Raw genomic sequence first — 25,816 nt, 5'->3', positions numbered from 1 at the left:
ACATTCTCTAAAACTGCTCAATAAAAGTTATTATTTGACTGATATTGCTTTTTTATTATGACTTTCAGACAAATAAAAAAGGAGACAATTACAGCGTTTAGGGCTAGTTTTTGTCTCCTTTTACAGGCAGTTCTTTAATACCTTTTTACGAAGCGATTACTCCATCCAATTGGTGTGGAATACTCCTTCTTTATCAACACGTTGATACGTATGTGCTCCAAAATAGTCGCGTTGTGCTTGAAGCAGGTTGGCTGGAAGAGTTTCAGTACGGTAGCTGTCATAATAAGCAATGGCACTTGCAAATGACGGCACTGGAATTCCACGTTCAATCGCTACAGCAAGAACTTGACGTAATGGCTGCTGATAGTTCTCAACAATTTCCTTAAAGTAAGGATCTAATAATAGGTTTCTTAATTCTGGATCACGATCATAAGCGTCTTTAATTTTTTGTAAGAATTGTGCACGAATGATACATCCGCCGCGGAAAATCATCGCGATATCGCCGTAACGAAGATTCCAATCGTACTCTTCAGACGCAGCTCGCATTTGTGCAAAACCTTGTGCATAAGAAACAATTTTACTCATATACAAAGCTTTACGTACTGCTTCGATTAATTCTTCTTTATTACCTTCAAAGCCCTTAACTTCCGGTCCGCTAAGAACCTTGCTTGCCTTGATACGCTCATCCTTCATTGCTGAAATAAAGCGGGCAAATACAGATTCAGTGATAATTGGAAGCGGAACGCCTAGGTCAAGTGCATTTTGGCTTGTCCATTTTCCTGTACCCTTTTGACCAGCAGTATCTAAAATCAAGTCAACCATCGGCTTACCTGTTTCTTCGTCCACTTTTGTAAAGATGTCTGCAGTGATTTCAATTAAATAGCTGTCTAGTTCGCCTTTGTTCCATTCAGCAAAGACTTCATGAAGCTCCTGAGCATTTAAACCAAGAACGTTTTTCAAAATAAAGTAAGCTTCACAGATTAACTGCATATCTCCATATTCGATTCCGTTATGAACCATTTTCACATAGTGACCGGCACCGTTTGGACCAATGTATGTACAGCAAGGGTCACCTTCCACTTTTGCAGAAATAGCTTCTAATATTGGTCTTACAAGATTATAAGCTTCTTCCTTACCGCCAGGCATGATAGAAGGACCTTTTAATGCGCCTTCCTCTCCACCAGAAACACCTGTACCAATGAAATGGAAACCTGCCGTTTCAAGTTCCTTATTACGTCTGATTGTATCTTGGAAGAATGTATTTCCACCGTCGATTAAGATATCGCCTTCTTCAAGAAATGGCTTTAAAGAGTCGATCGTTGCATCTGTTGCAGTACCTGCTTTAACCATTAATAAAATTTTACGAGGCTTTTCTAAAGAATTAACAAATTCTTCAACAGTACGTGCGCCTACAAAGTTCTTTCCTTCTGCTTCATTCTTTAGAAACTCTTCTGTTTTGTCATAAGAACGGTTGAATACAGCGACAGAATAACCACGGCTTTCAATATTTAAAGCTAGGTTTTTACCCATTACTGCCAAACCAACGACACCAATTTGTTGTTTAGACATTTTTATCCCTCTTTCTCTTGATTTAGTTAAAGTATTTTTAACTTATCTTTGTAGTTGAAGTCTGGAATTGCACTCTTGCTCTTCCTTCACTCATAACATCCATAATAACGATTAAAGATTAGAACATCAATTATTTCGGTCATTTTGTCATGCGAAAATAAAATAAATCACGCTAATTGTAGCTTGCTCAATTAAATAAATTTAACACTTTATTCTATGTATTAAAGGGGGAGGCCCTTTTAAAGGCACCCCTTAATCCAACGAAAAACTTAGCGCTCTAAAAAGTACTTTTCCGCGTTATTGTAGCCAATATTTCTAACCATTTGCTCAAGGTATTCCATATCATTTGGCGCTAGTCCTCTTTCTACCCAGTCACCTAATAGGTTGCAAAGAATACGGCGGAAGTATTCATGACGCGCATAAGAAAGGAAGCTGCGTGAATCTGTCAGCATTCCAATGAAATGGCTCAAGAGACCAACGTTAGCAAGATCTTTCATTTGTCTTTCCATTCCATCGATATGGTCGTTAAACCACCAGCCAGAACCAAACTGAATTTTACCAGGAACGCCTTCTTCATAGAAGTTACCCATCATACCAGCTAGAACTGGATTATCTTTAGGGTTTAGGTTAAACAATACAGTTCTAGGTAAAGCATTTTGTTGTTCAAGAATATCAAGGAATTTGGATACACCTTCAGCAAAATTAGCTTCACCAACAGAATCAAATCCTGTATCTGGACCAATAAGCTCTTTCATTTTTGTATTGTTATTTCTTAATGCACCCATATGAAGCTGCATGACCCACTGTTTTCCAGCATACATTTTTCCAAGCTCTGTTAATAGGAACCAACGGTAAGCAATCAGTTCTTCATTAAAAAGCTGTTCACCGTTTAACCCTTTTTTGAAAATTACTTCAATTTCTTCCTTTGTTGTTTCTACATATTCCATTTTTTGAATATCGTGGTCAGATGCACGACCGCCATTTTCATGGAAGAAATCAACACGCTGCTGCAGTGCATTCAAGAAACCTTCTAGTGAATCTACTTTAACTCCAGAAACCTCTTCTAATTTTCCAATCCAGCTGACAAATGTAGGACGCTCAATGAAAAGCGCTCCATCTGGACGGAATGTTGGTGCGATGATAGGGGCGAAGGTTTCATCATTCTTTAATAAACGATGGTATTCTAATGTTGAATTAGGATCATCCGTTGTACCAATAAACTTAACATTCGACTTCGCAATAAAAGCTCTTGCTGTATAATCCGGAGATTTTAGTTTCTCATTGCATTCATCGTAAATTTCACGTGCAGTAGAAGGAGTAAGTAATTTTTCAATTCCAAAATACATTTTCAACTCCATGTGAGTCCAATGATAAAGCGGGTTACCAATTAGGTTTGGTACCGTTTCTGCCCATGCGGCAAATTTCTCCCAATCTGTTGCGTCACCGGTAATATACTTCTCACCGATACCGTTCATACGCATGGTACGCCATTTATAATGGTCTCCACCGAGCCATAATTGAGTAATATTTTCATATGACTTATTTTCCCATACCTCTTGCGGATCTAAGTGGCAATGGAAGTCAAAAATCGGCAGGCCATCTGCTGCATTTTCGTATAATTTTACGGATGTTTCTGTATCTAACAAGAAGTCTTTGTCTAAAAAATTTTTCATTTGACACCCTCCAATTACTACTATTTTCTGTAAACCCTTACAAATTTATTAGATAATTTCATGAACTTTTTCTTAATTTGTTTAGTAAACAAATTAATTACACTACTAACTTATCATGTTTAATTTGTTAAGTCAATTGACAGTTTATATTTTTTTGCCATTTTAGAGAGACCTACAGGAAATAACCTGTTATACTATTGTTATAGTAGAAAAGCGCTTTTAAATGGGGGGTACAAATGATTACCGGTGACGCGTCATATATAAAAAGAATCAATCGCTCGATTATTCTCAGAGAGATTGTCAAAGAAGGATTAATTTCTAGGGCAGATTTATCAAAAGTTACAGCACTTACACGTGCAACCATCTCTGCACAGGTTGCAGATTTAATAGATGAAGGTCTTGTAATTGAAACACAACTTGAGCATTATACCGTTGGAAGAAAACCTATTATGCTTTCGATCAACAGTGAGGCAGGCTGCGCGCTTGGCATTGACCTTGATTTTGACCATATTTCTTTTACGGTTTCTGATCTTACAGGATCTCCTATCAACTCCAAGAGGATTGAGACAAATACGACAGACTACGGAGAGATATTGAATCTCTTAGTTGAGCAAATTAAAGTGTTTAAATCTGAATACGCTTACAGTCGGTATGGAATTGTGGGAATTGTTATTGCCATTCACGGTCTAGTTGGAAAAGATGAAACTATCCACTATGTACCACGATTACGCTGGAATAACATTACCCTTAAGAATGATATTGAAAGACAAATCGACATAAACGTGTATATAGAAAACAATGCAAATCTTAGTGCTTTTGCTGAGCGGGTTTATGTTCATCATGAAACGGATAACTTATTATCAGCGACACTTTATTCCGGTATTGGTCTAGGAATGATGATGAACAACGAGTTTTTTCGCGGGCATGACGGATTTGCTGGTGAAATCGGCCACATGATTGTTGTGCCAAATGGAATACAATGCAATTGTGGTAATAAAGGGTGTTGGGAAAGATATGCTTCTGAAAGGGCTATTTTCAAGTATCTATCAGAAACAAAGCAAATGAATTCTGTGACGTATGAGAATATTCAGAAATGGCTTGATGAAGGTGACGAAGAAGTACATCAATTGATGGAACAATTTATTTTCTACCTCTCCATTGGTTTAAATAATATGATTAACATGTACAATCCTGACATGCTTGTGCTTGATAGCGAGCTTTTGCGCATGTACCCGAATTCCCTCGATAAAATAAGAGGAAATTTGAATTCTTCTATTAGCCATTATCGTGCACTACAGATTTCATCAATCGGAAGAAACTCCGCTGTTCTTGGAGCTTGTGCACTTGCGATTAAACATTTCTTGGAAGTACCAATGTTGAATTTAAATTATGATACTGAGGCAAATAAAAAAAATGCAAGCGTTAACATCTAATCATAGGACTAACAATCGCACACATAAAAATCCCCTTTCAACTTCAGAAAGGGGATTTTCTAAAGAAACTCACTAATGCTTTCGTATTGTAAAAAAAGATAAGGTTGTTATGAAACAGACATAACAACCTTATCTTAAATTAAAATTATGCTTTTCTTTTTGCTGCTATATCCTTTGCAAGTTGTGTAGTACGTTTTTTGTTTAATGGGTATAAGAATACAATCAGTAGGAACACGACACCAAGTGTAAGTGCAGGTACTAAAGTTGCAAGTGTATGAATTCCTTGTAATGTTTCAGCTGATTGTGTTTCGGCACCCGCATGGTAACCAACTGCTGCAATCGCTGCACCGCCAACACCACCAGCAACCGCTTGTCCGATTTTACGTGCCATTGAGTAGATTGAATAAACGGTACCGTCTTCTCTGAGACCTGTTAAATACTCGTGATAATCAATTACGTCTGTAACAAACGCCCACACTACAAGGTTAAACACACCATAACCAAACATAGCAACTGTTAATACAACGATAAATTGTGTTGCTGTTAAATTTGGGAGGAAATATAGAACTCCGTATACAAGCGCCGCGACTAATAATCCACCGGAAGCCACTTCTTTTTTACCAAATTTCTTAACCAATGGTTGAATAAATGGCATGGCGATAAATACAGCAACTGCTTGAAGAAGACCCACTATACTTAATGCTTTAGCATTCGTGAAATAATCTTTAAATAGATAAACGTTAACCGTACCAATTAACATAAAGACAACCATGAATACCAATGCAGCCACAAGGAAAACCATTAATGGTTTGTTTTTCGTAAGCCCCTTCATGGTTTGGCCAAAATTGACTTTTTCTTTATTTGATTCATCCACGACGATACGTTCAACAGATAACTTATAACAAGCAAGGTAACAAGCAAGTGCAAGTCCACCGAAAATTAATGCTGCAAGAATGAAGCGATTTGCGTCCGGTTTATTATTAACGAATAAAATAATTGGTCCAACTACATTAATAATTAAACCTGCCATTTGACCACCTAACGTTCTCCAGCTTGATAGGGAAGTACGTTCTACCGGATCACCTGTAATCACTGAAGCCATGGAGCCATAAGGAATATTAACAGTAGAATATAATGTTCCCCACACAATATATGTTACATATGCATAAGCGAGGTAAAACCCTTCAGACATGCCAGGTATCTTTACGAACATTAATATACCCATGATTACAAGTGGAAATGACATTCTTAAAATCCATGGTCTAAATTTCCCTTGAGGAGTTGCCTTTCTCGTATCAATGAAACGACCCCATGTTACGTCGGCAAAAGCATCCCAAAGACGGGCAACCGTGAATAATAGTCCGACATGAGCAGGATTAATATGAAAAATATCCGTATAAAATACCATCAAGAATGAGGCGGCTAAGATAAAGAAGAAATCGTTTCCAAAGTCTCCAAACAAGTAACCTAATTTATCTTTAAAACCAAATGGACGTACTGTTTTCCCACCCGATTGTGGGGATTCTACTTTCTTTTGCAATGCTCGAGCCATTTCTTTACCCTCCCAATAAAATATTCTAAAAAATCATTTTTAAAATGCATGAAATTGCTTTTAAAACTATTTTGTGTAACCCCTTACTAAATTACTCACAACAAAAGACTGACTTCTCGAGAGTGTTTCTGCTTTAATTAATTTGTCGGTATTGATCATGTAAAAGAAAAAAGAAAAGGGAGCAAACAGTGTTTGCTCCCTTTTTAAATATGATTATTTTGAATTTCGTCTTGCAGCTAAATCAATTGCAAGTTGTTCAGTACGTTTTTTGTTTAATGGATACAAGAATACAATCATTAAGAATATAACGAACAGTATCACCGCTGGTACTAATGTAGCAAGTGTATGAATTCCTTGCAGCGTTTCAGCTGTTTGTGCTTCTGCACCTGCAGTATAACCAACCGCTGCAATCGCTGCACCCCCAACACCACCAGCAACTGCTTGTCCAATTTTACGAGCCATTGAGTAGATAGAGTAAACGGTTCCATCCTCACGTAGTCCAGTTAAAAATTCGTGGTAATCAATGATGTCTGTAACGAAAGCCCAAATAACTAGGTTGAAAATTCCATATCCAAACATACCCACTGTTAAAACTGCGATAAATTGTGTTGCTGTTAAGTTAGGTAAGAAATATAAAACCGCATATACAAGTGCTGCTAGTAAGAGACCAGCTGAAGCCACTTCTTTTTTACCAAATTTTGAAACTAGCGGTTTTACCATTGGCATACCAACAAATACTGCCACTGATTGAAGAAGACCAACCATACTTAATGCTTTAGCGTTTCCAAAGAAATCTTTAAATAAATATACGTTTACAGTACCAATTAACATAAAGCAAACCAAGAACAGTAAAGAAAGAGTAAGGAACACAATGAGTGGTCTGTTTTTACCAAGACCTTTTACAGTTTTGCCAAAGTTCGCTTTTGGTTTATTTGTTTCATCGATTACAATACGTTCAACAGATAATTTATAGCATGCCATATAACAAGCGATTGCAAGAACACCGAAAATGATAGCACCTAAAAGGAATCGATTTGCATCTGCTTTATTGTCAACAAACAAAATCATTGGACCTACAACATTAATGATTAACCCAGCTAAGTTCCCCCCTAATGTTCTCCAGCTAGATAATGCCGTACGTTCAACAGGATCACCTGTGATTACAGAAGCCATAGAGCCATAAGGAATATTAACAGTAGAATATAAAGTTCCCCAAATAATATAGGTTACATATGCATACGCAAGGTAAAATCCATCAGACATTCCTGGAATATGAACAAACATTAATATACCAGTAATGACAAGTGGAAACGACATTCTAAAGATCCAAGGTCTGAACTTTCCATTCTTTCCTGCTTTCCTCGTATCGATGAAACGACCCCAAGTAATGTCAGCAACTGCATCCCATAAACGTGCAATTAGGAATAGTCCCCCGACAGCAGCTGGATTAAGACCATAAACGTCGGTGTAATAAACCATAAGGAAAGCTGCAACTAGAACAAAGAAGAAATCGTTTCCAAAATCACCGAATAAGTAACCCAACTTATCTCTCATCCCAAATGGACGAACTGCTTTCCCACCATTTTGTGGGGTTTCAACTTTTTGTTGTAATGCTCTAGCCATTATTAACCCTCCTATTAATTCTTCTAAAACTATAAAATGTAACCCCTTTAAATAATTGCTAAGACACTTTGATGCTAAATTTATGAATCCCTTTACAAAAATACTAATTGCATATTATTTAACTTCTCGAGAGTGTTTAAATATTTTCAATTAATTTGTTTAATGAACTAACAAATTAACCGTATACATAGAATATCACCCTCGACAAATTTCGTCAATAATATTTTTGTAAGCGCAAAACAAACTTTTTTCCTCTTTGTGAACCTTCCATCTTTATACAAATGAGATCTTTAGTTAAGCGATTCAAACAGCTTTAATATTGTGATAGGATAAATTTAGTAATGGAGGTATTTCCAGATATAAGTGAGAGGAGTGGAAAATTCAATGATTCAACGTCCAACAGAAAACGAATATCCAGATTATTATCAGCCCTATATTAAGCTGGTACCAAATGGTGATATTGTGGAGATTTTGCAGGAAAACCTTTTAGAGGTGACTAACCTTTTTAAGGGGCTTTCCGAAGAGGAGACTAACCTTCGTTACGCTACAGGAAAATGGAGTGTGAAAGAAGTGCTTGGACATATCATCGATACAGAAAGAATTATGACCTATCGCCTGCTTCGTGTAAGCCGCGGGGATCAAAGCCCTTTAGCCGGGTTTAATGAAACAGATTATGTTGAAGCAGCCCAAACCCATAACCTATCAATGGAGGCAATCCTTGAAGACTTCAAAGCAACAAGAAATGCCGCTATCACCCTTATCCAAAACACCCCAAGAGAAGCATGGGCAAACAAAGGCAATGCAAACGGAATGGAAATCACCACAAGAGCTATCGCCTACATCATCGCCGGACACGAAATGCACCACCGAAAAATCGTTGAAGAGCGATATTTAAAAAAGTAATGGTTTGGTGCCTGTCACCAAGGTGACACCTAAAAGGTGTTCACCATCCGTGGACACTGTCTGCCTTAGGCGGACAGTCACAAAATAAAAACAGACCGCCTCTTCCTAACGGGTGTACTTGTGATGTGCAAAACCGTTAATCACAACCTAATCTATAGCAAATCACATAAATTTCACAATACCATTCACAGTATATTGCTCAGTAAAAAAGGCTTAGAGATACACATATCTCTAAGCCTTTTTTTTCACTGAAGCACCCGTAAGTTGCACAAGTTGGATTAGGCGCTAAAGCAAGTTTGATAAATAAGCGGAGAAATTCCTCTTATTTATGAAATCAGCACTGAAAATAGCTTAAATAGACGGAGGAATTCCGTCTAATGACTCAAAAAAACGTGGAAATGGGGGATTTTGCTTTGCATAAGCGGAAAACCTCCGCTTATTTACCCCGAAACGAGCTCCCTTTTGGATTTAACCGGAAAACCTCCGCTTATTTTAAGTATCACTGGTTACTCAATTAAGGATATATTGTGAAGCAAGTACGTTTTCCTATGTTTTTAACAATGTTTGCACCTCAAAAGTAAACCCGTTTGACTTTTACAAGATTGATCTGTTTTTTTGAGTGTAATTATCCCATTTTGGTTCGTGTGGCTGCTGGCTGGTATTTTCTCATTGGTCCGTTTTCGAGTACTTCTTGAAGATAGAGATTGCCACTAGGACTTGTTTTTCTGAGCAGGTCCATAAGATATGTAATATCATCGAGTGCTCTATGTGTTTGGTGATTTGTAATTTCATGTGCCTGTAATAGGGTTAGCAGTTTGCCATTTGGAAAACCATAGTTCTTCCATTTAACACCGCGCATCGTACAATACCATTTTAAATCATTCACTTCTGGGTACATATGAAATAGAAAGCTGCGGTCAAAGGAAGCATTATGAGCAAAAACGGAATCTGCACGATGGAAATAAGATTTAATCTTTACATCGGTGAAACTCTTCCCTGCTACTAATTCATACGGAATCCCATGAATTTGGTATGCACGGTCATAATTCCTTCTAGCTGAACTAGTAAGGGGTTCTCGCAAGAAAGAATCCTCCTCAATGATTTCTTGGATTTCCCCCGTGTCTGTCCGGTAGGAAAATAATTTAAGTGCAAGTTCAATTACTTCATCAGTAGTCGGCCCTAATCCTGTTGTTTCAACGTCCAATACTAACCCTAACTTCTCAAGTTCTCGCATTCATTTCATTCCTTTAATCAAGATATTACTACCATTATAACATCTTACATAAGAAAGAAGACTTGCCAATTGGCAGTCTCATTGGAGTTTATCGAAAATAGTACTGTTTCAAAGGTTTCTGCATTACTTGGTAACTTTTAGTTAATTAGTGATCATGTATTCCATCAATAAATGCTTTTATTATGATTTCCAAACTTTCATTTAAATCCAACTGCATTTTAAAACCGCCCCGCTGCTCTAATGAGGAAAATCCGTGTAATATGCTCCTTAACCCTCTTACAGCATGTAATGCCAAATCATCTTTTAATTCATAGTTTTGTAAAACAGTAACCGTTAAATCAACAATTTTTTTACCGGCCTGCTGGACCTCTTCATCCCCCATTTCAGGTGCCATCAATGTTGCTTCATAAATACCTGGGTGTTTCCGGGCGAAATTCACATAGGCTTTACTAATAGCAAGCACAGCTTCGTCTCCAGCAACTCCAATGGCCGCATGCGCTAATTCCTCGTATAGCCGATTAAGTCCGTATATTGCCATTTTTTTTCGTAATCCACCCAGCCCATCAAAATGGTTATATAACGAAGGTGGCCGGATTCCTAATTGTTTGGCCAAGTTAGCCAATGTAACTTCCTGCATTCCTTGAACATCTGCGATTTGCCCTGCCACATCTAGAATGGCGGTTATTTCCAGTCCGACTTTAGGTCTCGGTGACATATTTTTAAACTCCTCTATTTCAATTTCTGCTCTAAAATCCGAATTGCCTGTTCCATTGCCCTACTTGGATTCTCGACCATCTCTCCATGTCCAATCGCAAGGACACTTGGTTGATAGCCTGCTAATTTCTTGGCACTAGCGAGTGCAGTTTCTTTACTCCATGTACCAAATGCCGGGAATGGAAACCATGGTTTAATATCTCCTGCCACCGCCATCCCACCTCGAGTTTGAAATGCGTCCCCTGCAATTAGCGCCTGTGTTCTTGTATCAAAAAATGACATTGAACCTGGTGTGTGTCCAGGGGTTTCAATTGCCGCTAACGAACCAACAAGAACGCCTTCCTTCAATAGTATATCCGCTCTCGTCTTCAGCTTTTTAGGAACTCCGCCCTTTATCGGTGTTTGGTGTTCGTGCAGGTCCAGCGAAATGTCCCCATTCATTAATCTGTTATCTCTAACAGAAATATAAACTGGCACATCTGGAAGTTCCTCCTTTAACTTATCTAGTGCACCCACATGATCTTCATGGGCATGCGTTAAGATTATTTTTGTAATCGGTTTTCCAACATTTTTCGCTGCCTTCACTATCCCCTTCATACTATAAGGCAGTGCCGCGTCAATTAGGGTTAACTCCCTCTCTTCCTCCACTAAATAACAATTGACTGGAAACATATTCGCCAAAAATGTCACTTGGTATAAAAACCCTTTATTTATCGCTCTCATTTTCAGCTCTCCTTTTTAACTAATTCAATTAGTTTTATAATAACTAATCATATTAGTTTAATCAAGAGATATTCCTTATTTTTATCAAGGCTCCAGTTAAAATTTTAGTTCTAGGAACCATCCCTCCGTTTTGCTCCTAAAGAAAAGATGTTGTTTACAATTTGTTCAAATCTTTTTTACACATATGTGAATTAGTGAACAATTTATCCTCAATTCAAGATTAATTTGTTATATTAACAGTGTAATAATTAATTAAAAATTATTTAACAAGGAGATGGCTTTAAAATGTTTATGAACTTTTTAAGGGAAAACAAAATTGCGGCTGGCATACTAACAGTCTTACGTTTATACCTAGGATACGCATGGTTCACTGCTGGTTTAGGCAAATTAACAAGCGGCGGATTTGATGCTTCAGGGTTTCTAGGAAATGCAGTAAAGAATCCAGTAAAAGGTCCAGATGGCAACATGGTTTACGGCTGGTACGTTAACTTCTTAGAAAGCTTTGCTTTACCAAACGTTGATGTGTTCAACTTCATTGTTCCTTGGGGCGAAACGTTAATCGGTTTAGGACTTCTATTAGGATGTTTAACAACTGCGGCAATGTTCTTTGGACTAGTAATGAACTTCTCATTCTTCTTAGCAGGAACAGTATCTCATAACCCAACTGACATTTTCTTAGGCTTTATCATCTTAACAGCTGGATACAACGCAGGCCGCATTGGTCTTGACCGCTGGGTGGTTCCATTCATCCGTAAAACTGTTTTAAAAGGTAAAGAAACAGCTAAACAACACGCGTAACGAATAGTGCCTCAATCAATTCTTGATTGAGGCACTTTTTTTAATATATATTATCTTCTTCACCATTTTCAAAACCTACACGGTCTTGATACCAATTAGTGATTTGCGTGATTATAGCAAATACTAAAAAGAAATTCATCGCCCATACATTAATAAATGGTGCTAAACCGCCAAATTCAATTCCATGATACCCTTTAATTTTCATCACGATCAACGATTCTATAAAAATTAAAACAAAACCCAAGACACCAGCAACAGCCATTCTAATCATTTCCGTTCCCTCCATATCTACCGATTATGTTTATTCATTTGCATTATAGTAATAAAATAAATTTGACAATTTTGTGAACGCTTTATAAGCCTATTATATGGCAGATTTTATAGAAACCACAACAATAAATATTTGTGTTTTTCAAAGAAAATTTTTTACAAACGATTCAACAGTAAGAACGGTATTCCCTTGACCTTGGCAGAGGTTAGTAGAAAGGCTTTTCAGGTGTTAAGATGGTATCAAATCAATAAATTTGTTTTTAAAGGGAATTTACAAATAGTGTAAGTGAGGTAGTACAAATTGAGAGAGCACATCTTATTGGTCCTTAAACAGATTGAAAAAGAGTATGATGTAGTAATCCTTTATGCCTGTGAATCAGGCAGCAGATCCTGGGGCTTTCCCTCTAATGATAGTGATTATGATGTCCGCTTTATTTATGTTCATAAAAAGGAATGGTATCTCTCAATCGATCAAAGGCGCGACGTGCTGGAAGTTCCGAAGCATGACAAGATTTCCATACAAGTAGACAAACTGCTGGACTTGAATGGCTGGGAACTAACGAAAGCACTGCGGTTATTTCGCAAGTCGAATCCGCCGCTGCTGGAATGGCTCCATTCAAATATCGTATACTATCAGGCATCCTCTGCAATCAATAAAATGAAAGCGGTAGAAAGCCAAATTTTTTCTCCCATTTCTGGCATTCACCACTATTTAAAAATGGCAAAAGGTAATTACAGAGATTATAAAAATCGCAAGGAAGTAAAAATAAAAAGATATTTCAACATTTTCCGGCCGCTGTTAGCAGCTAAATGGATTGCAAAAAACGATGCATTTCCCCCTATTAAATTTACTCAACTAGTTGAGGATATCCTTCCCACTAGTGAGATTAGAGTAGTACTCGACGATATTATCAGGTTGAAAAAAGCTGGCGAAGTTCTTGACCCAAATCCTAGAACGCAGATCATTGATTACTTCGTTGAAACCGAGGTTGAGTACTTAGAGCAATATGTAAGGGAAGTATCTGTTAATAAATCCAACCCAACTGAACTTCTAAATCAATTATTTCGCGAAACACTTGAGCAGGTATGGGGTTAAAGGTAAAACTGCACTTTCAAAGATTTTGGCAGTTTTTATTTTTCAAAGGAATGCTTGAAAATCTCTTCAAAAACGAATATTATATAAAGGTTGCAAAATAATGTTCGTGTTTTGGAGGAACCAATGTTTAAACTAAAAGAAAATCAAACAAATACAAAAACAGAATTACTCGCGGGAATCACAACCTTCTTTACCATGGTTTACATTGTAGTTGTTAACCCCGTCATTCTCGCAGATGCAGGTGTTCCGTTTGAACAAGTCTTCACGGCAACTATTATATCTGCAGTTGTTGGGACACTTTGGATGGCATTGTTTGCAAACTATCCAATCGCCATTGCACCAGGTATGGGGCTTAACGCATACTTCGCTTATTCTGTTGTCGGCGGCGGTCAAAACTACGAGACAGCCTTTGCTGCTGTTTTCATTGCCGGTATTATTTTTGTCATCTTATCATTAACACCGTTTAGAGAAAAATTAATTGATGCGATTCCGGATAACCTCAAACATGGAATTACAGCAGGTATTGGGTTATTCGTTGCTTTTATTGGATTAAGACTTACACACATTATTACCGCTCATCCTACCAATCTAGTCGGATTGGGTGATCTGGGGTCTCCTTCAGCACTGCTGGCAATCGTCGGATTAGCGATAACACTTATTTTGATGGTGCTGCGGATTAATGGTGCTTTATTTTTTGGAATGATTATTACAGGATTTATTGCCTTTTTTACGAACCAACTTTCATTTGATCAAGGCTTTGTTTCGTTACCATCCCTTCCTGAGGGATTAATTGTAGGCAATCCGCTAACAGCTTTAAGTGATGTCATTGAGCACAGTCTATATGCAGTTGTCTTTTCATTCATTCTAGTAACAATCTTTGACACCACCGGAACAATGATCGGTGTTGCAAACCAGGCTGGTTTAATGAAAAATGGAAAATTACCACGTGCACGTCAAGCATTGCTCTCCGACTCTGTTGCTACATCCATCGGAGCCATGTTTGGTACAAGCCCAACAACTGCTTATATTGAATCCACATCAGGGGTTGCAGCTGGCGGACGGACAGGATTAACTTCGCTTACAGTTGCTGTATTGTTTATTCTATCAGCATTTTTTGGACCTCTCGTCAGTGCCGTTTCAGGAATTTCTGCCATTACTGCTCCTGCCCTAATTATTGTCGGAAGTATGATGATGGGAAGCATCGCAAAAATTAAATGGAATGAATTAGATGAAGCTTTTCCAGCATTCCTTGTGATTCTGAGCATGCCGCTAACATCCAGCATTGCCACCGGTATTGCACTTGGTTTCATCAGCTACCCGCTTCTGAAGATAGTGAAAGGAAAGTGGCGTGAAGTTCACCCGCTTCTTTATGTTTTTGCTGTATTGTTTTTTTATCAACTGGCATTTTTATCGCATTAAAAAATGGAGTCCCAACCACTCAGTTGGGCTCCATTTTTTTAAAACTTATCTGGGAACTGTTTAATAATCCCTTCAGTTATCGCGTCTGACATATGCAGCAGATGAGCTAAATTTTTGTCAAACGCAGCAATATCAGCATTGTAATCCTTATTAATTCTTGCCGCTACACTTTGTGTGACCAGTTTTAAATGCATGTAAAACATTTCTTTTATGACATTTTTGTCGAACTGCGGATTTGCAGAAGTTAGAAAATCAGTAAGATCATCTGCGTTTTTAAACCATTCATCATTATATTTTTTGAAATCAGGCTGATTTCCACTTTTGGCGGCCGCCAGTACTTTACCGGCAATTTGAATATGCTCTCTTAAAAGCTTCGCAAGCGTGCTGCCTGCTTCCTCACCATAAAATGGTTTGATTGCATTTCCGATATCGTCCTGATTTTTCAGTAATCTAGCCAGTACAACTTCTTGGTCCTCATGCCCTGCTATTGCACTTACTACATACCTTTCAGTCCAAAAAGCATGTTCCGTCCATAGTACCCTCAAATCAGCCATCAGCTGGGCAGCTTTTGGACTTAGCTCTTGTGTTTGCCGCTCTGTTTGCTTAGGGCCTTCGGCATTTATGAATGCTGGGCAGATTAATAAAAATGAAAGAAACAAAAGCATGATTTTTGAAAACTGTCTGTTCATTCGATCATCTCCTAATAATAAATTTAACTGGTCAATTTATTATTAGATATTTTATCCATTTTCACTCATACGGGGAAAAATTTGGTTTTAACATCTTCACAATTTCCACATAACTTCTCTATAACTTCTACAAATGTTTATCCTATTATAAAGATAACTTATTTGAGACTTAGGTTTTAAGAACCTAATTCTTAAAACTTCCCATAATTTAGCTTGGTACCCGTGTACCAGGCTCTTTTTTTGCCCATTTTTAAAAAAGTAAATACAAACGGTACCAAATAGTGTAATTTTACACTATAATATAAATATAATAATAGTAAGTTTCGCTAAGGAGGTGTGTATTTATGAAGGGAAAAGCCATCTTTTTATCTGTTCTTATGGTTGTGCTGTTGATGTCTGGATTTATTTATTTCTTTTTTAATGGAAACCCTATTACAAAGGAAAAAAGCAGGGAGATTGTATCCAGCTACCTTGAGGAAAATTACCCTGAAGAATCTTTTAAGATTACAAACATTGCCTATTATCCTGGTGAAGGAACGTATATCGTTCATGTCATTTCGGCAAATGAAAAAATAGAAGGCAATATTGATGTAAGAAATGGAAGGATCATAACAGAAGGTGGAGAATTTCCATTTCGGGAATGAGAGGTGACACGTTTTGAATCTCCCCAAAGGAATCACGGGTTTTCACTCTGGAAACGATAACGAACTCCCTTTAATGGATTCATTTCAATTTAAACAATTGAGCCATACATTTGTAAGAGAGTTGGGTGGAGAGCTTGTAGGTTTCAGTGAACATTCCTCTAATCGAAACTATTATACCGTAGAATATATGCTCAGTGGAAAATCATATAGTGTTCTTCTGAATTGCCATTATCCATTTCTTGCCTTTGCCTTAACACTGGGGAACATTACCTTTTTGGATATTCCAGTATTGTCAGCAAAATATCAACCTTACTATACTGTATTACAAAGGATTATCTGGATACACCAATATCGTCTGAACATTTAACTGCATTATCAAAGGCAGAATTAAATCAAGTCTCATATTGGAAACCAAGGACAGTTGGAGAAGTTATTTTTAATCATTGGGATTAATGATTGGAAACAAAAATTAAGGACAGATTTTTCCCTTTAAAGGATATCTGTTCTTTTTCTTATTATTTCAATTTTCTTTTAAATTCCGAGTAAATAATAGTTGAATGGTGATATATAGAAATAAAGGCAGAGTCTTTTGGCTATCACTCACGAAAAAAGAACCTTTTTCAAAAAATTAATCTTATACATACTCCTTACTCTCGTTCCATCGATATTAATCAGTTACTACTTTGCCGATCATCAGGTTAAAGATGATATGATTCAAAATAAAAGCATAGCTCAAAAACATGCCAATATACATGCAATCAACTTGAGGATAATACAAGTTTAATGAGTGTTAGGTATAGAAAAAGACAATGGTCAAAGTATCATTGTCTTTTTTCAATGTTAAATGAACATGAGCTGCATTAAGCCTTTTTTCTGTTCATTTAAAGCCGTTAATTAATCCTCTTCTTTTTTGTTTTTTAAATCAATCTTAGAAAAGAATTCTGCGATTTTTTTCTGCTCATACACTAAGGTAGTATAATGTTTCCAACTAAAACTTTTTGATTATTTACTTTCATTTCGTTTTTTGTACCTTTATGGTTGGTCAGTAATCGGTATAGGGCAATTTGATAATGAAATAGCAATCTTTAAAAGACCTAATGGACCAAATCCCACCTTTTGTCAGATCTTCCTATCAACAAATTGCGTTTATTTGGTGGGACCACCTAATTGGAAATAAATATTTACTACTTTTTATTTACCTTGCCTTTCCTAATTGCTGGTGGTGACAGCTTCGCTGTTGACATCCCTATTCATCAGTTAGATGGTTTGTTTGTATGACTAGACTAGAATTGTGCTGGTAAATACCCATGAGAACAGCAGACATCTACCCCTTCTCATCCTAATCCTTCATTTGCTATTGTATTAAGATGAGAATTTCAGTACAAATCACTAAGATGACAAGCTAGGAGCAATTTTAGCCAATCACTAGAATCGTTTAGATTGACTGCAAGTATTTCCTCAATTTTTCTTATTCGATGGTAGAGTGTATTTTGATGAATATGCAGGCGTTCTGCTGTTTCGGATATCGATCGATTAGCAGCAATGTATGTTCTCAGTGTCAACTCCAGATCACTTGACTTGGCCTTAGGAGAATGGAGTGGTGCGAACACCTCCTGAATGAATTGTTGAATATCCTCAACTTGCTGACTTATAAACAATCGGTTAAGGCCAATACTTCCATAACTGATAATGCCAGGAGTTTCACGATTTGAGATATAGGCTAATGATTTATTCGCTTCTTCAAAGCTCCTCGCAACAAATTCAAGGCCTTGGTAAACCATCCCTATACCTCCCATAAGGACTGGTGCATCCTTATTTTTGTATAACTCTACAATATTCTCTAGTTTCTGGATTGCAACTTCTTGTTGGGACTCAGAAGAGACATTCATAATGATTGATACTTTATCCTGAAAGCCAAATAGAAGGTACTGAAAAGATTTCAGTTCACTATGTAGAGCGGCAATTAGCTTTCTCTGGTATCTTTCGAGTTTCTTGCTGACTTGCACATTCCCATTCAGTTGCATGACTGTGACAAAGAGTGGTTTGTCAGGAGAAAGACCAAAATCTTTTGATTTAGAAACAAGTAGATTCGGTTCCTTATATTGGAGAAGTTCATTAAAAAATTCATAACATTGTTTATAGTACATATCCGTCATGGAATAGGTATTGACCATTTTTAGTGCAACCAAAGCACTACCCTGCTCTAACACTACGGTATCAATTGGAGAGAGTAATCGCTGAAGCTCCACGACAAAAAAACCGATTGGAATCCCCTCATTTACAATGGGATACAAATGAACAGGAATTTCATTAATCGTGACTGTTAATGTGTCTACAGAATCTTCCCATCCATTCAATAATTCTGAATCCTTTAGCTTCTTTGAAAGCGGGGTGTAATGTGGATGGCATTCATTTTTAGTCACATCAAAAAGAGAAACAGGGAGGTTGATCATTCGTTCAACGGTTTTAGCAATCATGATCAAATCAGAATCTTTTAAAGACAGTTTTGTAAAAACTTCATGAATATGGTTTCGTCTAACTAAATATTCATTTGTTTCTCTTAGTTCTGAGAAAAGTCTTGCATTGGTAATGGCAATCGCTGCCTGATCAGCAAAACCCTGCAGCTGGCGTAAATCTGCGTGAGTCAACTTTCGTTTTTTCGTAATCTGATGGACAATCATCACACCAATCTTTTCCTTGTTCATTCTTACAGGAACAGCCATTGCTAGTATATTGGGAAATTTATCTGTAACTCCCATTGCAGCCATCATACTTTTCATACTGTTTTCCTGAACATTAGACATCGTTGCCAATCCTTGTTCAGTATTGACGATACGGCCGATTCCATCCTGATATACCTTCCCTCCAATACCCTCACCTAAGCTAGTCTTGAAATCATAAATAGACGGGCCGAATCCAACACTTGCTTTTGGAGTAAGTTTCTGTGTCTCAGCGTCATAAAGCATTAGAAATCCACGATCCACTGCTGGAATAGCGATCAATACGTTGTGCATAATGTTGTTTAACAGTTCATCCAACTCAAGCATTGAGGTGAGCGAATGCAAACCCTCTAGCCATGCAGCATTCTCTTGCCAATATTGCTCTATTGTTTGTTGAAGCAGCAAATTACGGACCTTCAGTACAAAATAATCGCACTCAAATTCAGATAACGCTCTACCAGAATGTATACAAGCGCGGACTAAATTTGATGTAGGAGCTTCCATTGCAAACTCAAACAATTGGCTGCCCATCTGAGAATTGTAGCAAGTAGAATAGTTATGACTTTCTATATCGGATGAATACGTCCATAAATCTTCATTTAAAAAAAGGGTTTCCTCATGATCGGTAAGTGGGTCGTTAAATAAGTGGACCCACTCTTCTGTGCAAGACAACATCCAAACATGGTATGTCAAAGCACCATCAAATCCGCGCATTGTCATCTCATTCTGTTTCATACGATTCACCCCTTAACTAATTGTACAATTCTTCATTTATCATCCTATACATTGTAGAAATTTACAATAAAATTTCGAAAATTATGTGAATTTCAACAATGACATGAATGGCTTGTTTATTTATAGTTAATTTACACACATTTTACAAAAGGGAGGTTTTACAATGAATGGAAGCGCTAACAAATTGAATAGCAAAATGATTTTATTAGTTCTCTATTTTGGATGGATTATATCTTACATTGACAGAACTGTTATAAGTCTTGCAATTGTACAGATTGGAGCAGATTTAACACTTGATGCGTCAAAATTAGGGATTGTACTAAGTGCCTTCTTCATGGGTTATGCATTAATGCAGATTCCAGGTGGCTGGCTCGCAGACCGTTTTGGATCACGAAAAGTCATCGTGGTGGCTGTTGTGGCCTGGTCGATATTTACTGCATTGTCTGGACTTGCCTGGTCCCTTACTTCGTTAATTCTAATTCGGTTTCTTTTTGGAATTGGTGAAGGGGGATATCCTGCAGCAAGTACTAAAGCAATATCTGATTATTTTCCCGCTGATAAAAGGACGAAAGCTCAATCCACAATGATGTCTTCAAATGCACTTGGTGCTGCTCTTGCACCGATTATTTGTGCCCCACTATTAGTCGCATTTGGTTGGCGGAACGTGTTTTTGTTCGTCGGTCTATTAGGTGTTGTTTTTGTAGTCTGGTTCCTTCTATCTACTAGACAAGCAGGGAATTACTCTAATTCTGGGGTAGCAGTTAAGCCTAGTAGAAAAGAATATACACAGCTACTCCGCAATTCGTATTTATGGAAAGTTCTATTAATCTTCTTTTTTGTTAATGTTACAAATTGGGGTCTTATTTCTTGGATGCCTTCATACTTAATGCAGGGGCTTGGAATCGATCTTAAATCAGTTGGGTTATTCAGTGCGATTCCTACCTTGTTTCTGACAATAGGGATGATTATTAGTGGAAGAATCATTAATAAGATTGGTTCGAAGGCAAAATATGGAGTAATAACGGGAATTATTATTACAGGGGCTTCTCTTTATTTAATGTCACTTTCATCCGGTGTTTTTCAGGTCATTATGTATCAGAGCATTGCTTTTACTTTTATGTCATTTGTCATGAGCTTTGTCTTTACAGTGCCACACCGGGTTATGGAACAGAAAGTAGTGGGTACCGCATTTGGCATCATAAATTTTGGAGGTCAGGCTGCAGGTATTTTTTCCCCACTGATTATGGGTGCCCTTATCGCTTCGACAGGGTCTTACAAAGCCGCGTTCATTTTCTTAACAATATGCTGCCTAATCGCTGCAGTTGTTGCTTGTTTCTTACCATTAGCTAAAAAGAGCCAAACAGCAACAGATTATTCTACCGTAAAAACAGCAAATTGAGTGACTGATCGCGGGATTGAATGAATCATTAGGCTGCTTTAAAAATTCGTGTTGATCAAATAGTAGCCATTACGTTATTCATTTGAATAAAACCGATACGCATAAAGACTACTAGATTATTTTCAACATTGAACTTTAACAGAGCTAATCATGAAAGAAAAGGGTGAGGAGAAATGGGTAAATCGAACATTAGTAAATGGATGGATGAGAATGAAGCTAAATTTACAGACTTGGCCAAACAAATTTGGGCAAATCCTGAATTAGGCTATAATGAAACGTTTGCATCTACCTTGCAAAGTAAGACTTTAGAGGAAGCTGGGTTTGAGGTTACTTCTGGGATTGGTGATGTGCCAACCGCTTTTGTTGCACAATACGGAAAAGGAAAACCAGTCATAGGGATTCTTGGTGAATTTGATGCCCTACCAGGATTATCCCAAGACATCACTCCAAATTATAACCCAATCGTTCCAAATGGCCCAGGCCATGGATGTGGTCACAATTTGCTCGGAACAGCTGGGGTAAATGCTGTGATTGCTCTTAAGGAAAGAATGGAAGCGGAAATGCTACCAGGAACCATTCGATACTATGGGTGCCCTGCTGAAGAACTTCTCTCCGGAAAAACGTTTATGGCAAGAGCTGGTGTATTTGATGATTTAGATTGCGCCCTTACATGGCACCCTGGAACGGTCAATACGACAGCTAATTTCCGTATGCAGGCATTAACTGCAATCGAATTTTATTTCTCTGGGAGAACTTCCCACGCCGGTGCTGCTCCACATCTTGGACGCAGTGCACTAGACGCCGTTGAGTTAATGAATGTTGGTGCTAACTATTTACGGGAGCATGTTCTAGATGGTACCCGAATTCACTATCAGATTACAAACGGGGGAATGGCACCCAATGTCGTACCAGATAAGGCTAGTGTTTATTATTTCTTACGTGGGGCAGACCGTAAGCAGGTGGAGGAATTAGAGGAAAGGCTAATAAAAGTTGCTCAGGGGGCAGCTATGATGACAGAGACCTCAGTACGCTGGGAAATCAAATCTGGATGCTATGAAACATTGCCAAACGAAACGTTGAATGAGCTTATGTATAGGCAAGCGGAAGCAGCAGGACCATTTACTTTTACCCAAGAGGATGAGGAATTTGCTGAAGAACTTCTCCAAACGGTTGAGCCATCTGTATTGGCAGGTGCTAAAAATCATCTCATGAGTGCGAATGCAAGCAAAATGCTCGATACAGCCTTTTACCACAACATGAATCATTTCGGTTTATCCATTGGTGGATCATCCGATGTAGGAGATGTATCTTGGATTGTTCCAATGGGGCAAATCATGACCACCTGCGCACCACTCGGGGTTCAATTCCACACTTGGCAGGCTACGGCCTCATTTGGTTCATCAATCGGCCTGAAGGGAATGCACTATTCAGCAAAAATAATGGCATTATCTGCTTACGAATTATTGCTAGATCAAGATGGTATTCTTGAAAAAGCAAAGACCGAATTCAAAGCAAGTACAAAAGGAATGAGTTACAAACCAGTTATTCCAGCTAACGCTAAACCACCTGTACCAAAAGGAGAAGCTATTCCTATTTCGGCAATCTGAAATACTCATTATTTATAGTGAACAAAAAATGTCGGACAAAAAAATGGTGATAGTTAACTGAAAAATTAATAAATGAATATTAGTAAAGAAAACTGGTTGGTGAATAACTCCAACCAGTTTTCTTTTCATCTCCATTTTAATTGGAGTACCGTACCATGTTATTCAGACAGGTTAATAGTTGTTGTCGAGATGAGAGAAATAACAATACAAGGGATAACCCATAAATAAATGCGTATTTTAAGCTCATTTAGTGATTCAAATCTCTTTAACATTAAATTTGTTTCGTCTCCCGCCTGCACCTCCACCCACTATTATATCCAACGTACTATTAAGAAAACTATAATGTAAAAATTATTAAAAATGTTAGACCGCCATTATTCAAATCATCGAACCCTTGCATAGGCCATAAACGGATGGGCATATTAAAATAAAAAGGGAATTTTCATGATAGGACTTTTGATTGCAATTGCCGCATTTAATTTTTTGGGGTTTAAAACAAATAAATTACTTACTGGAAACCAAATTCTACATATTTGGTTATTTACCATTTCCTTGCAAGTGCTTTTCGATCTCTTTGTTGAATTCAAATTTCATGCTTATTGGTACTTTGACAAAGAATTAAACTGGGCGGGAATTCTCCCACATGTGTTCCTTATTCCGCCAGTAAATATGTTTTTTCTAAATTGGTTCCCTTATAAAAAGGGATGGGTAAAACAAGTAATTTACTTAACTGTTTTTGTGATTGCAATTTTAATCTATGAAATCATTGCCCTGCTGCCTGACCCTTGGGGATATTTTCACTATGGCTGGTGGAAACTATGGTACGCGGCTATCCTTGACCCAATACTGTTACTTATCTTATTAGGTTTCTATAAGTGGGTTTGTATATTAGAAGAAAAAGCCTGTTCAAAATATTAATTAATCTAGCATTTTTTCTGATGACCACAGGTGATATTGGTCTTTAGCTTCATGAAGTTATACATAACATTTGCTTGTCTGCCCTTTTTTGTGCAGGGATTTCTTTTGGAATGAAGGCATTCCAAAAACTTTTTATCGCAGTAACAAGAGGAGTATCCTCGTTTGAGACAAAGATCATGTTTAAAACAGCAGGAATCCACATCATTAATAGGTGCTCCTGGACCGTTGCAGCCTGGTCCACACCATCTATATCCTGGAAAAATACAAAACGGAAACGGTTTTCTTCTACAACTCATATTTTTCATCTCCATTTTATTAAAATATGAAGTTGTAGGACTTGGGGGACATGCTAGTATCACGGCTGTCTGAAAAAATGCCCTTTGACTAGATACGCAAAAAAGGAAATCAGTGTGATTCCCTTTAAAATCCAAATATTTTATTAATAGATTTCATTGCCTCTGGGCTGCAAATGGCAGCAAAATGATCTTTTAACATCATTTTAGCATCTTCCACTTTGATTGTACTTTCCTTAACGCTATGATTCTGTGCCCAATATTCCATTGTCTCAAAAGAAGTACTGCTCCAGCCGTTTTTCTCTCCAGCTTCGTTTGTCTTTGCCTTCGTTCCAGAAACCACAATATCCATGGAACCCTGCAAGTCAAGCAAAGCATGATCAAATGGCTTCTTTTTATCTTTATCCTTCATTCCTGCCTCGACTCTCAGAACTCTTGTGTCTATTCCTTGATTCTCGCTAATCAGCGTATACAGATCAACAGCTTCTCTTGACATTAACCCATCCTGATAACGCTCCTTTACGGAAAGAGATGAACCCAAAATGGAACGAATCAATGGTAACAACTCAGTAGATATTAAAACAGATTTCTTTTTAACGAACTTTCCGTAAGCAGCTGCTCCATCTCCAGGGAATTTTGCACGCCATATCCATGGATCCAGCTCGGAACCAGTATACCAATGCTCTTTCAACGTTATACTGTCGAGGGAAGGAAAATCAGGGATGAGCTTTGCCAAAGGCAGAAATCCAATTTCTTTCATTACATCTATCGCTTCTTCATATGTATGAACCATATAATCCTTCATCCTAAGTCATCTCCCTGAAAAGTCTATCTACTTCATCTCGTAATTCAGTTAGTAATTCAAAAGAAGATTGGGCGCCCAAACTATCTCCAATATTGGTGTAATACCACTTTTGCTGCTCTTTACCAGCATTAAATCTACTCCAAACCTCTTCGCCAACTTGTTCATAATCTCTAATGATTGAACGGATATTATGAAGTTTATCAGCACACACCACAGCCCGAACATCCTCCGATGCAGTTTTTAAAAATTCGATAGTATGTTCCTTCCTATGCTTCCATGATAGAGATTTATCAGGTTCTGAACTGCCTTCAACAATATCAGCAATGTTTGACCCAAATTCCCTTTTGATTTCATCAAGTGTTAGTGTTGTATCCTCAACCGTGTCATGTAAGATTCCAGCTGCTACAACTTCCTCACTGTACCCTTTCTTTAATAACATAAATCCTACAGTGACAGGGTGTGTAATATAAGGAATATCGGTGTTTTTCCGATATTGTCCTTCATGACTTTTACTAGCTGCCAGCAGAGCCTTTTCTAAAATATCCACTTTTTGACCTTCCTTCCATCATTCTAACAATCCTTTATTTTTACCTTATTTCAACATGTTATACAAATTTCCTTCTTACTTTTCAATATGGATAATTTATTTCAAAAGAAAATATGTGTAATTTGTCCAATCACATACTTTTATACAAGCATATTCTGTAGTACGAGTCTGAAAGGGGGGATATGGAATGAGTAATGATAGAAGACGTCGTGATGATGATCGCAGAGAAGTCAGAAGAGTATTTATTGATGCAGAAGAGGTTATTATCCGTGCTGATAGAGTAAGAATTGTTGGCGATGATGACAGAAGAGACGACAGAAGAGATGACAGAAGAGACGACAGAAGACGCCCATTCTGGTTTTAATCAGTTTGTCTAGGGAATAATTGATTCCTCAGGCTGGTGAGACAAAAAAATCTCACCAGCCTGTTTTTATTGCTCCTAAACGTTAAGG

24 protein-coding genes are annotated in these 25,816 nt (G+C 37.6%); 12 read left to right on the top strand and 12 right to left on the bottom strand.

Annotated features, from left to right (window positions below):
* Positions 1–156: 156 nt before the first annotated feature.
* Both gndA and uxaC read right to left on the bottom strand, forming a co-directional pair.
* The gene (gene gndA, locus QFZ28_RS25690; protein WP_307197466.1) at positions 157–1,569 is read right to left on the bottom strand and encodes an NADP-dependent phosphogluconate dehydrogenase; all 1,413 of its coding nucleotides are present in this window, start codon (positions 1,567–1,569) and stop codon (positions 157–159) included.
* 269 nt (positions 1,570–1,838) lie between these two features.
* Entirely contained in the window at positions 1,839–3,242 is a 1,404-nt protein-coding gene (gene uxaC, locus QFZ28_RS25685) for a glucuronate isomerase (RefSeq protein WP_307197465.1), read from the bottom strand.
* Between the two features lie 236 nt (positions 3,243–3,478).
* On the opposite strand from uxaC, the gene QFZ28_RS25680 reads away from it, so the two are divergent.
* Positions 3,479–4,675 (top strand): ROK family transcriptional regulator, encoded by a 1,197-nt coding sequence (locus QFZ28_RS25680; RefSeq protein WP_307197464.1) that lies wholly within the window; start codon positions 3,479–3,481, stop codon positions 4,673–4,675.
* Positions 4,676–4,820: 145 nt separating this feature from the next.
* Here QFZ28_RS25680 and QFZ28_RS25675 read toward each other — a convergent pair whose 3' ends face one another.
* Together QFZ28_RS25675 and QFZ28_RS25670 are read right to left on the bottom strand one after the other, a co-directional pair.
* Entirely contained in the window at positions 4,821–6,227 is a 1,407-nt protein-coding gene (locus QFZ28_RS25675) for an MFS transporter (protein ID WP_307197463.1), read from the bottom strand.
* Positions 6,228–6,440: 213 nt separating this feature from the next.
* Positions 6,441–7,850, bottom strand: a complete 1,410-nt coding sequence (locus tag QFZ28_RS25670; RefSeq protein ID WP_307197462.1) for an MFS transporter — start codon at positions 7,848–7,850, stop codon at positions 6,441–6,443.
* 384 nt (positions 7,851–8,234) lie between these two features.
* Here QFZ28_RS25670 and QFZ28_RS25665 point away from each other — a divergent pair, with 384 nt between their 5' ends.
* Complete coding sequence (locus QFZ28_RS25665; protein WP_307197461.1) at positions 8,235–8,753, top strand: DinB family protein; 519 nt, start codon at positions 8,235–8,237, stop codon at positions 8,751–8,753.
* A 625-nt stretch (positions 8,754–9,378) separates the two neighbouring features.
* On the opposite strand, the gene QFZ28_RS25660 is transcribed toward QFZ28_RS25665, so the two are convergent.
* The 3 genes from QFZ28_RS25660 to QFZ28_RS25650 all read right to left on the bottom strand — a co-directional run bounded on the left by QFZ28_RS25660 (position 9,379) and on the right by QFZ28_RS25650 (position 11,424).
* The gene (locus QFZ28_RS25660) at positions 9,379–9,987 is read right to left on the bottom strand and encodes an exonuclease domain-containing protein (protein WP_307197460.1); all 609 of its coding nucleotides are present in this window, start codon (positions 9,985–9,987) and stop codon (positions 9,379–9,381) included.
* A 145-nt stretch (positions 9,988–10,132) separates the two neighbouring features.
* Positions 10,133–10,702 carry a TetR/AcrR family transcriptional regulator gene (locus tag QFZ28_RS25655; protein WP_307197459.1) on the bottom strand — a complete coding sequence of 190 codons (570 nt, stop codon included), beginning with the start codon at positions 10,700–10,702 and terminating at the stop codon, positions 10,133–10,135.
* Between the two features lie 14 nt (positions 10,703–10,716).
* The gene (locus QFZ28_RS25650; RefSeq protein WP_307197458.1) at positions 10,717–11,424 is read right to left on the bottom strand and encodes an MBL fold metallo-hydrolase; all 708 of its coding nucleotides are present in this window, start codon (positions 11,422–11,424) and stop codon (positions 10,717–10,719) included.
* Between the two features lie 285 nt (positions 11,425–11,709).
* Between QFZ28_RS25650 and QFZ28_RS25645 the strand changes: the two genes are divergently transcribed.
* Positions 11,710–12,222, top strand: coding sequence for a DoxX family membrane protein (locus QFZ28_RS25645; RefSeq protein WP_307197457.1), 513 nt, complete (start codon positions 11,710–11,712; stop codon positions 12,220–12,222).
* A 40-nt stretch (positions 12,223–12,262) separates the two neighbouring features.
* Here QFZ28_RS25645 and QFZ28_RS25640 read toward each other — a convergent pair whose 3' ends face one another.
* Positions 12,263–12,508: a hypothetical protein gene (locus tag QFZ28_RS25640; RefSeq protein WP_307197456.1), complete on the bottom strand. Its 246-nt coding sequence runs from the start codon at positions 12,506–12,508 to the stop codon at positions 12,263–12,265.
* A 285-nt stretch (positions 12,509–12,793) separates the two neighbouring features.
* Here QFZ28_RS25640 and QFZ28_RS25635 point away from each other — a divergent pair, with 285 nt between their 5' ends.
* On the top strand, positions 12,794–13,588 hold the full coding sequence (locus QFZ28_RS25635; protein ID WP_307197455.1) for a nucleotidyltransferase domain-containing protein: 795 nt from the start codon (positions 12,794–12,796) through the stop codon (positions 13,586–13,588).
* 123 nt (positions 13,589–13,711) lie between these two features.
* Positions 13,712–15,007: an NCS2 family permease gene (locus QFZ28_RS25630; protein WP_307197454.1), complete on the top strand. Its 1,296-nt coding sequence runs from the start codon at positions 13,712–13,714 to the stop codon at positions 15,005–15,007.
* Positions 15,008–15,045: 38 nt separating this feature from the next.
* Here QFZ28_RS25630 and QFZ28_RS25625 read toward each other — a convergent pair whose 3' ends face one another.
* Positions 15,046–15,696: a glycosyltransferase gene (locus QFZ28_RS25625; protein ID WP_307197453.1), complete on the bottom strand. Its 651-nt coding sequence runs from the start codon at positions 15,694–15,696 to the stop codon at positions 15,046–15,048.
* A 344-nt stretch (positions 15,697–16,040) separates the two neighbouring features.
* Between QFZ28_RS25625 and QFZ28_RS25620 the strand changes: the two genes are divergently transcribed.
* The gene (locus QFZ28_RS25620; RefSeq protein ID WP_307197452.1) at positions 16,041–16,340 is read left to right on the top strand and encodes a YfjL-like protein; all 300 of its coding nucleotides are present in this window, start codon (positions 16,041–16,043) and stop codon (positions 16,338–16,340) included.
* Between the two features lie 73 nt (positions 16,341–16,413).
* Positions 16,414–16,707 carry a hypothetical protein gene (locus QFZ28_RS25615; RefSeq protein WP_307197451.1) on the top strand — a complete coding sequence of 98 codons (294 nt, stop codon included), beginning with the start codon at positions 16,414–16,416 and terminating at the stop codon, positions 16,705–16,707.
* Positions 16,708–17,716: 1,009 nt separating this feature from the next.
* Here the strand turns inward: QFZ28_RS25615 and QFZ28_RS25610 are convergent.
* Complete coding sequence (locus QFZ28_RS25610) at positions 17,717–19,795, bottom strand: helix-turn-helix domain-containing protein (RefSeq protein WP_307197450.1); 2,079 nt, start codon at positions 19,793–19,795, stop codon at positions 17,717–17,719.
* A gap of 163 nt (positions 19,796–19,958) precedes the next feature.
* Between QFZ28_RS25610 and QFZ28_RS25605 the strand changes: the two genes are divergently transcribed.
* From QFZ28_RS25605 to QFZ28_RS25590, 4 genes are all read left to right on the top strand, one after another.
* Positions 19,959–21,194, top strand: a complete 1,236-nt coding sequence (locus QFZ28_RS25605) for an MFS transporter (RefSeq protein WP_307197449.1) — start codon at positions 19,959–19,961, stop codon at positions 21,192–21,194.
* Positions 21,195–21,367: 173 nt separating this feature from the next.
* A complete protein-coding gene (locus tag QFZ28_RS25600) occupies positions 21,368–22,801 on the top strand; it encodes an amidohydrolase (protein WP_307197448.1) in 1,434 nt (477 codons plus the stop codon).
* A 444-nt stretch (positions 22,802–23,245) separates the two neighbouring features.
* Complete coding sequence (locus QFZ28_RS25595; protein ID WP_307197447.1) at positions 23,246–23,719, top strand: hypothetical protein; 474 nt, start codon at positions 23,246–23,248, stop codon at positions 23,717–23,719.
* Positions 23,720–23,881: 162 nt separating this feature from the next.
* Positions 23,882–24,088, top strand: coding sequence for a hypothetical protein (locus QFZ28_RS25590; RefSeq protein ID WP_307197446.1), 207 nt, complete (start codon positions 23,882–23,884; stop codon positions 24,086–24,088).
* A 51-nt stretch (positions 24,089–24,139) separates the two neighbouring features.
* Here QFZ28_RS25590 and QFZ28_RS25585 read toward each other — a convergent pair whose 3' ends face one another.
* Together QFZ28_RS25585 and QFZ28_RS25580 are read right to left on the bottom strand one after the other, a co-directional pair.
* Complete coding sequence (locus QFZ28_RS25585) at positions 24,140–24,817, bottom strand: AlkZ-related protein (protein ID WP_307197445.1); 678 nt, start codon at positions 24,815–24,817, stop codon at positions 24,140–24,142.
* 1 nt (position 24,818) lies between these two features.
* The gene (locus tag QFZ28_RS25580; RefSeq protein ID WP_307197444.1) at positions 24,819–25,364 is read right to left on the bottom strand and encodes an HD domain-containing protein; all 546 of its coding nucleotides are present in this window, start codon (positions 25,362–25,364) and stop codon (positions 24,819–24,821) included.
* Positions 25,365–25,551: 187 nt separating this feature from the next.
* Between QFZ28_RS25580 and QFZ28_RS25575 the strand changes: the two genes are divergently transcribed.
* Positions 25,552–25,728: a hypothetical protein gene (locus QFZ28_RS25575; RefSeq protein WP_307197443.1), complete on the top strand. Its 177-nt coding sequence runs from the start codon at positions 25,552–25,554 to the stop codon at positions 25,726–25,728.
* Positions 25,729–25,816: the final 88 nt, after the last annotated feature.

Source organism: Neobacillus niacini, assembly GCF_030817695.1.
GTDB classification, from domain to species: Bacteria; Bacillota; Bacilli; order Bacillales; family Cytobacillaceae; genus Neobacillus; species Neobacillus niacini_F.
Note: the sequence above shows the minus strand (reverse complement) of the source record. Positions and strands in the feature narration are given on the sequence as shown.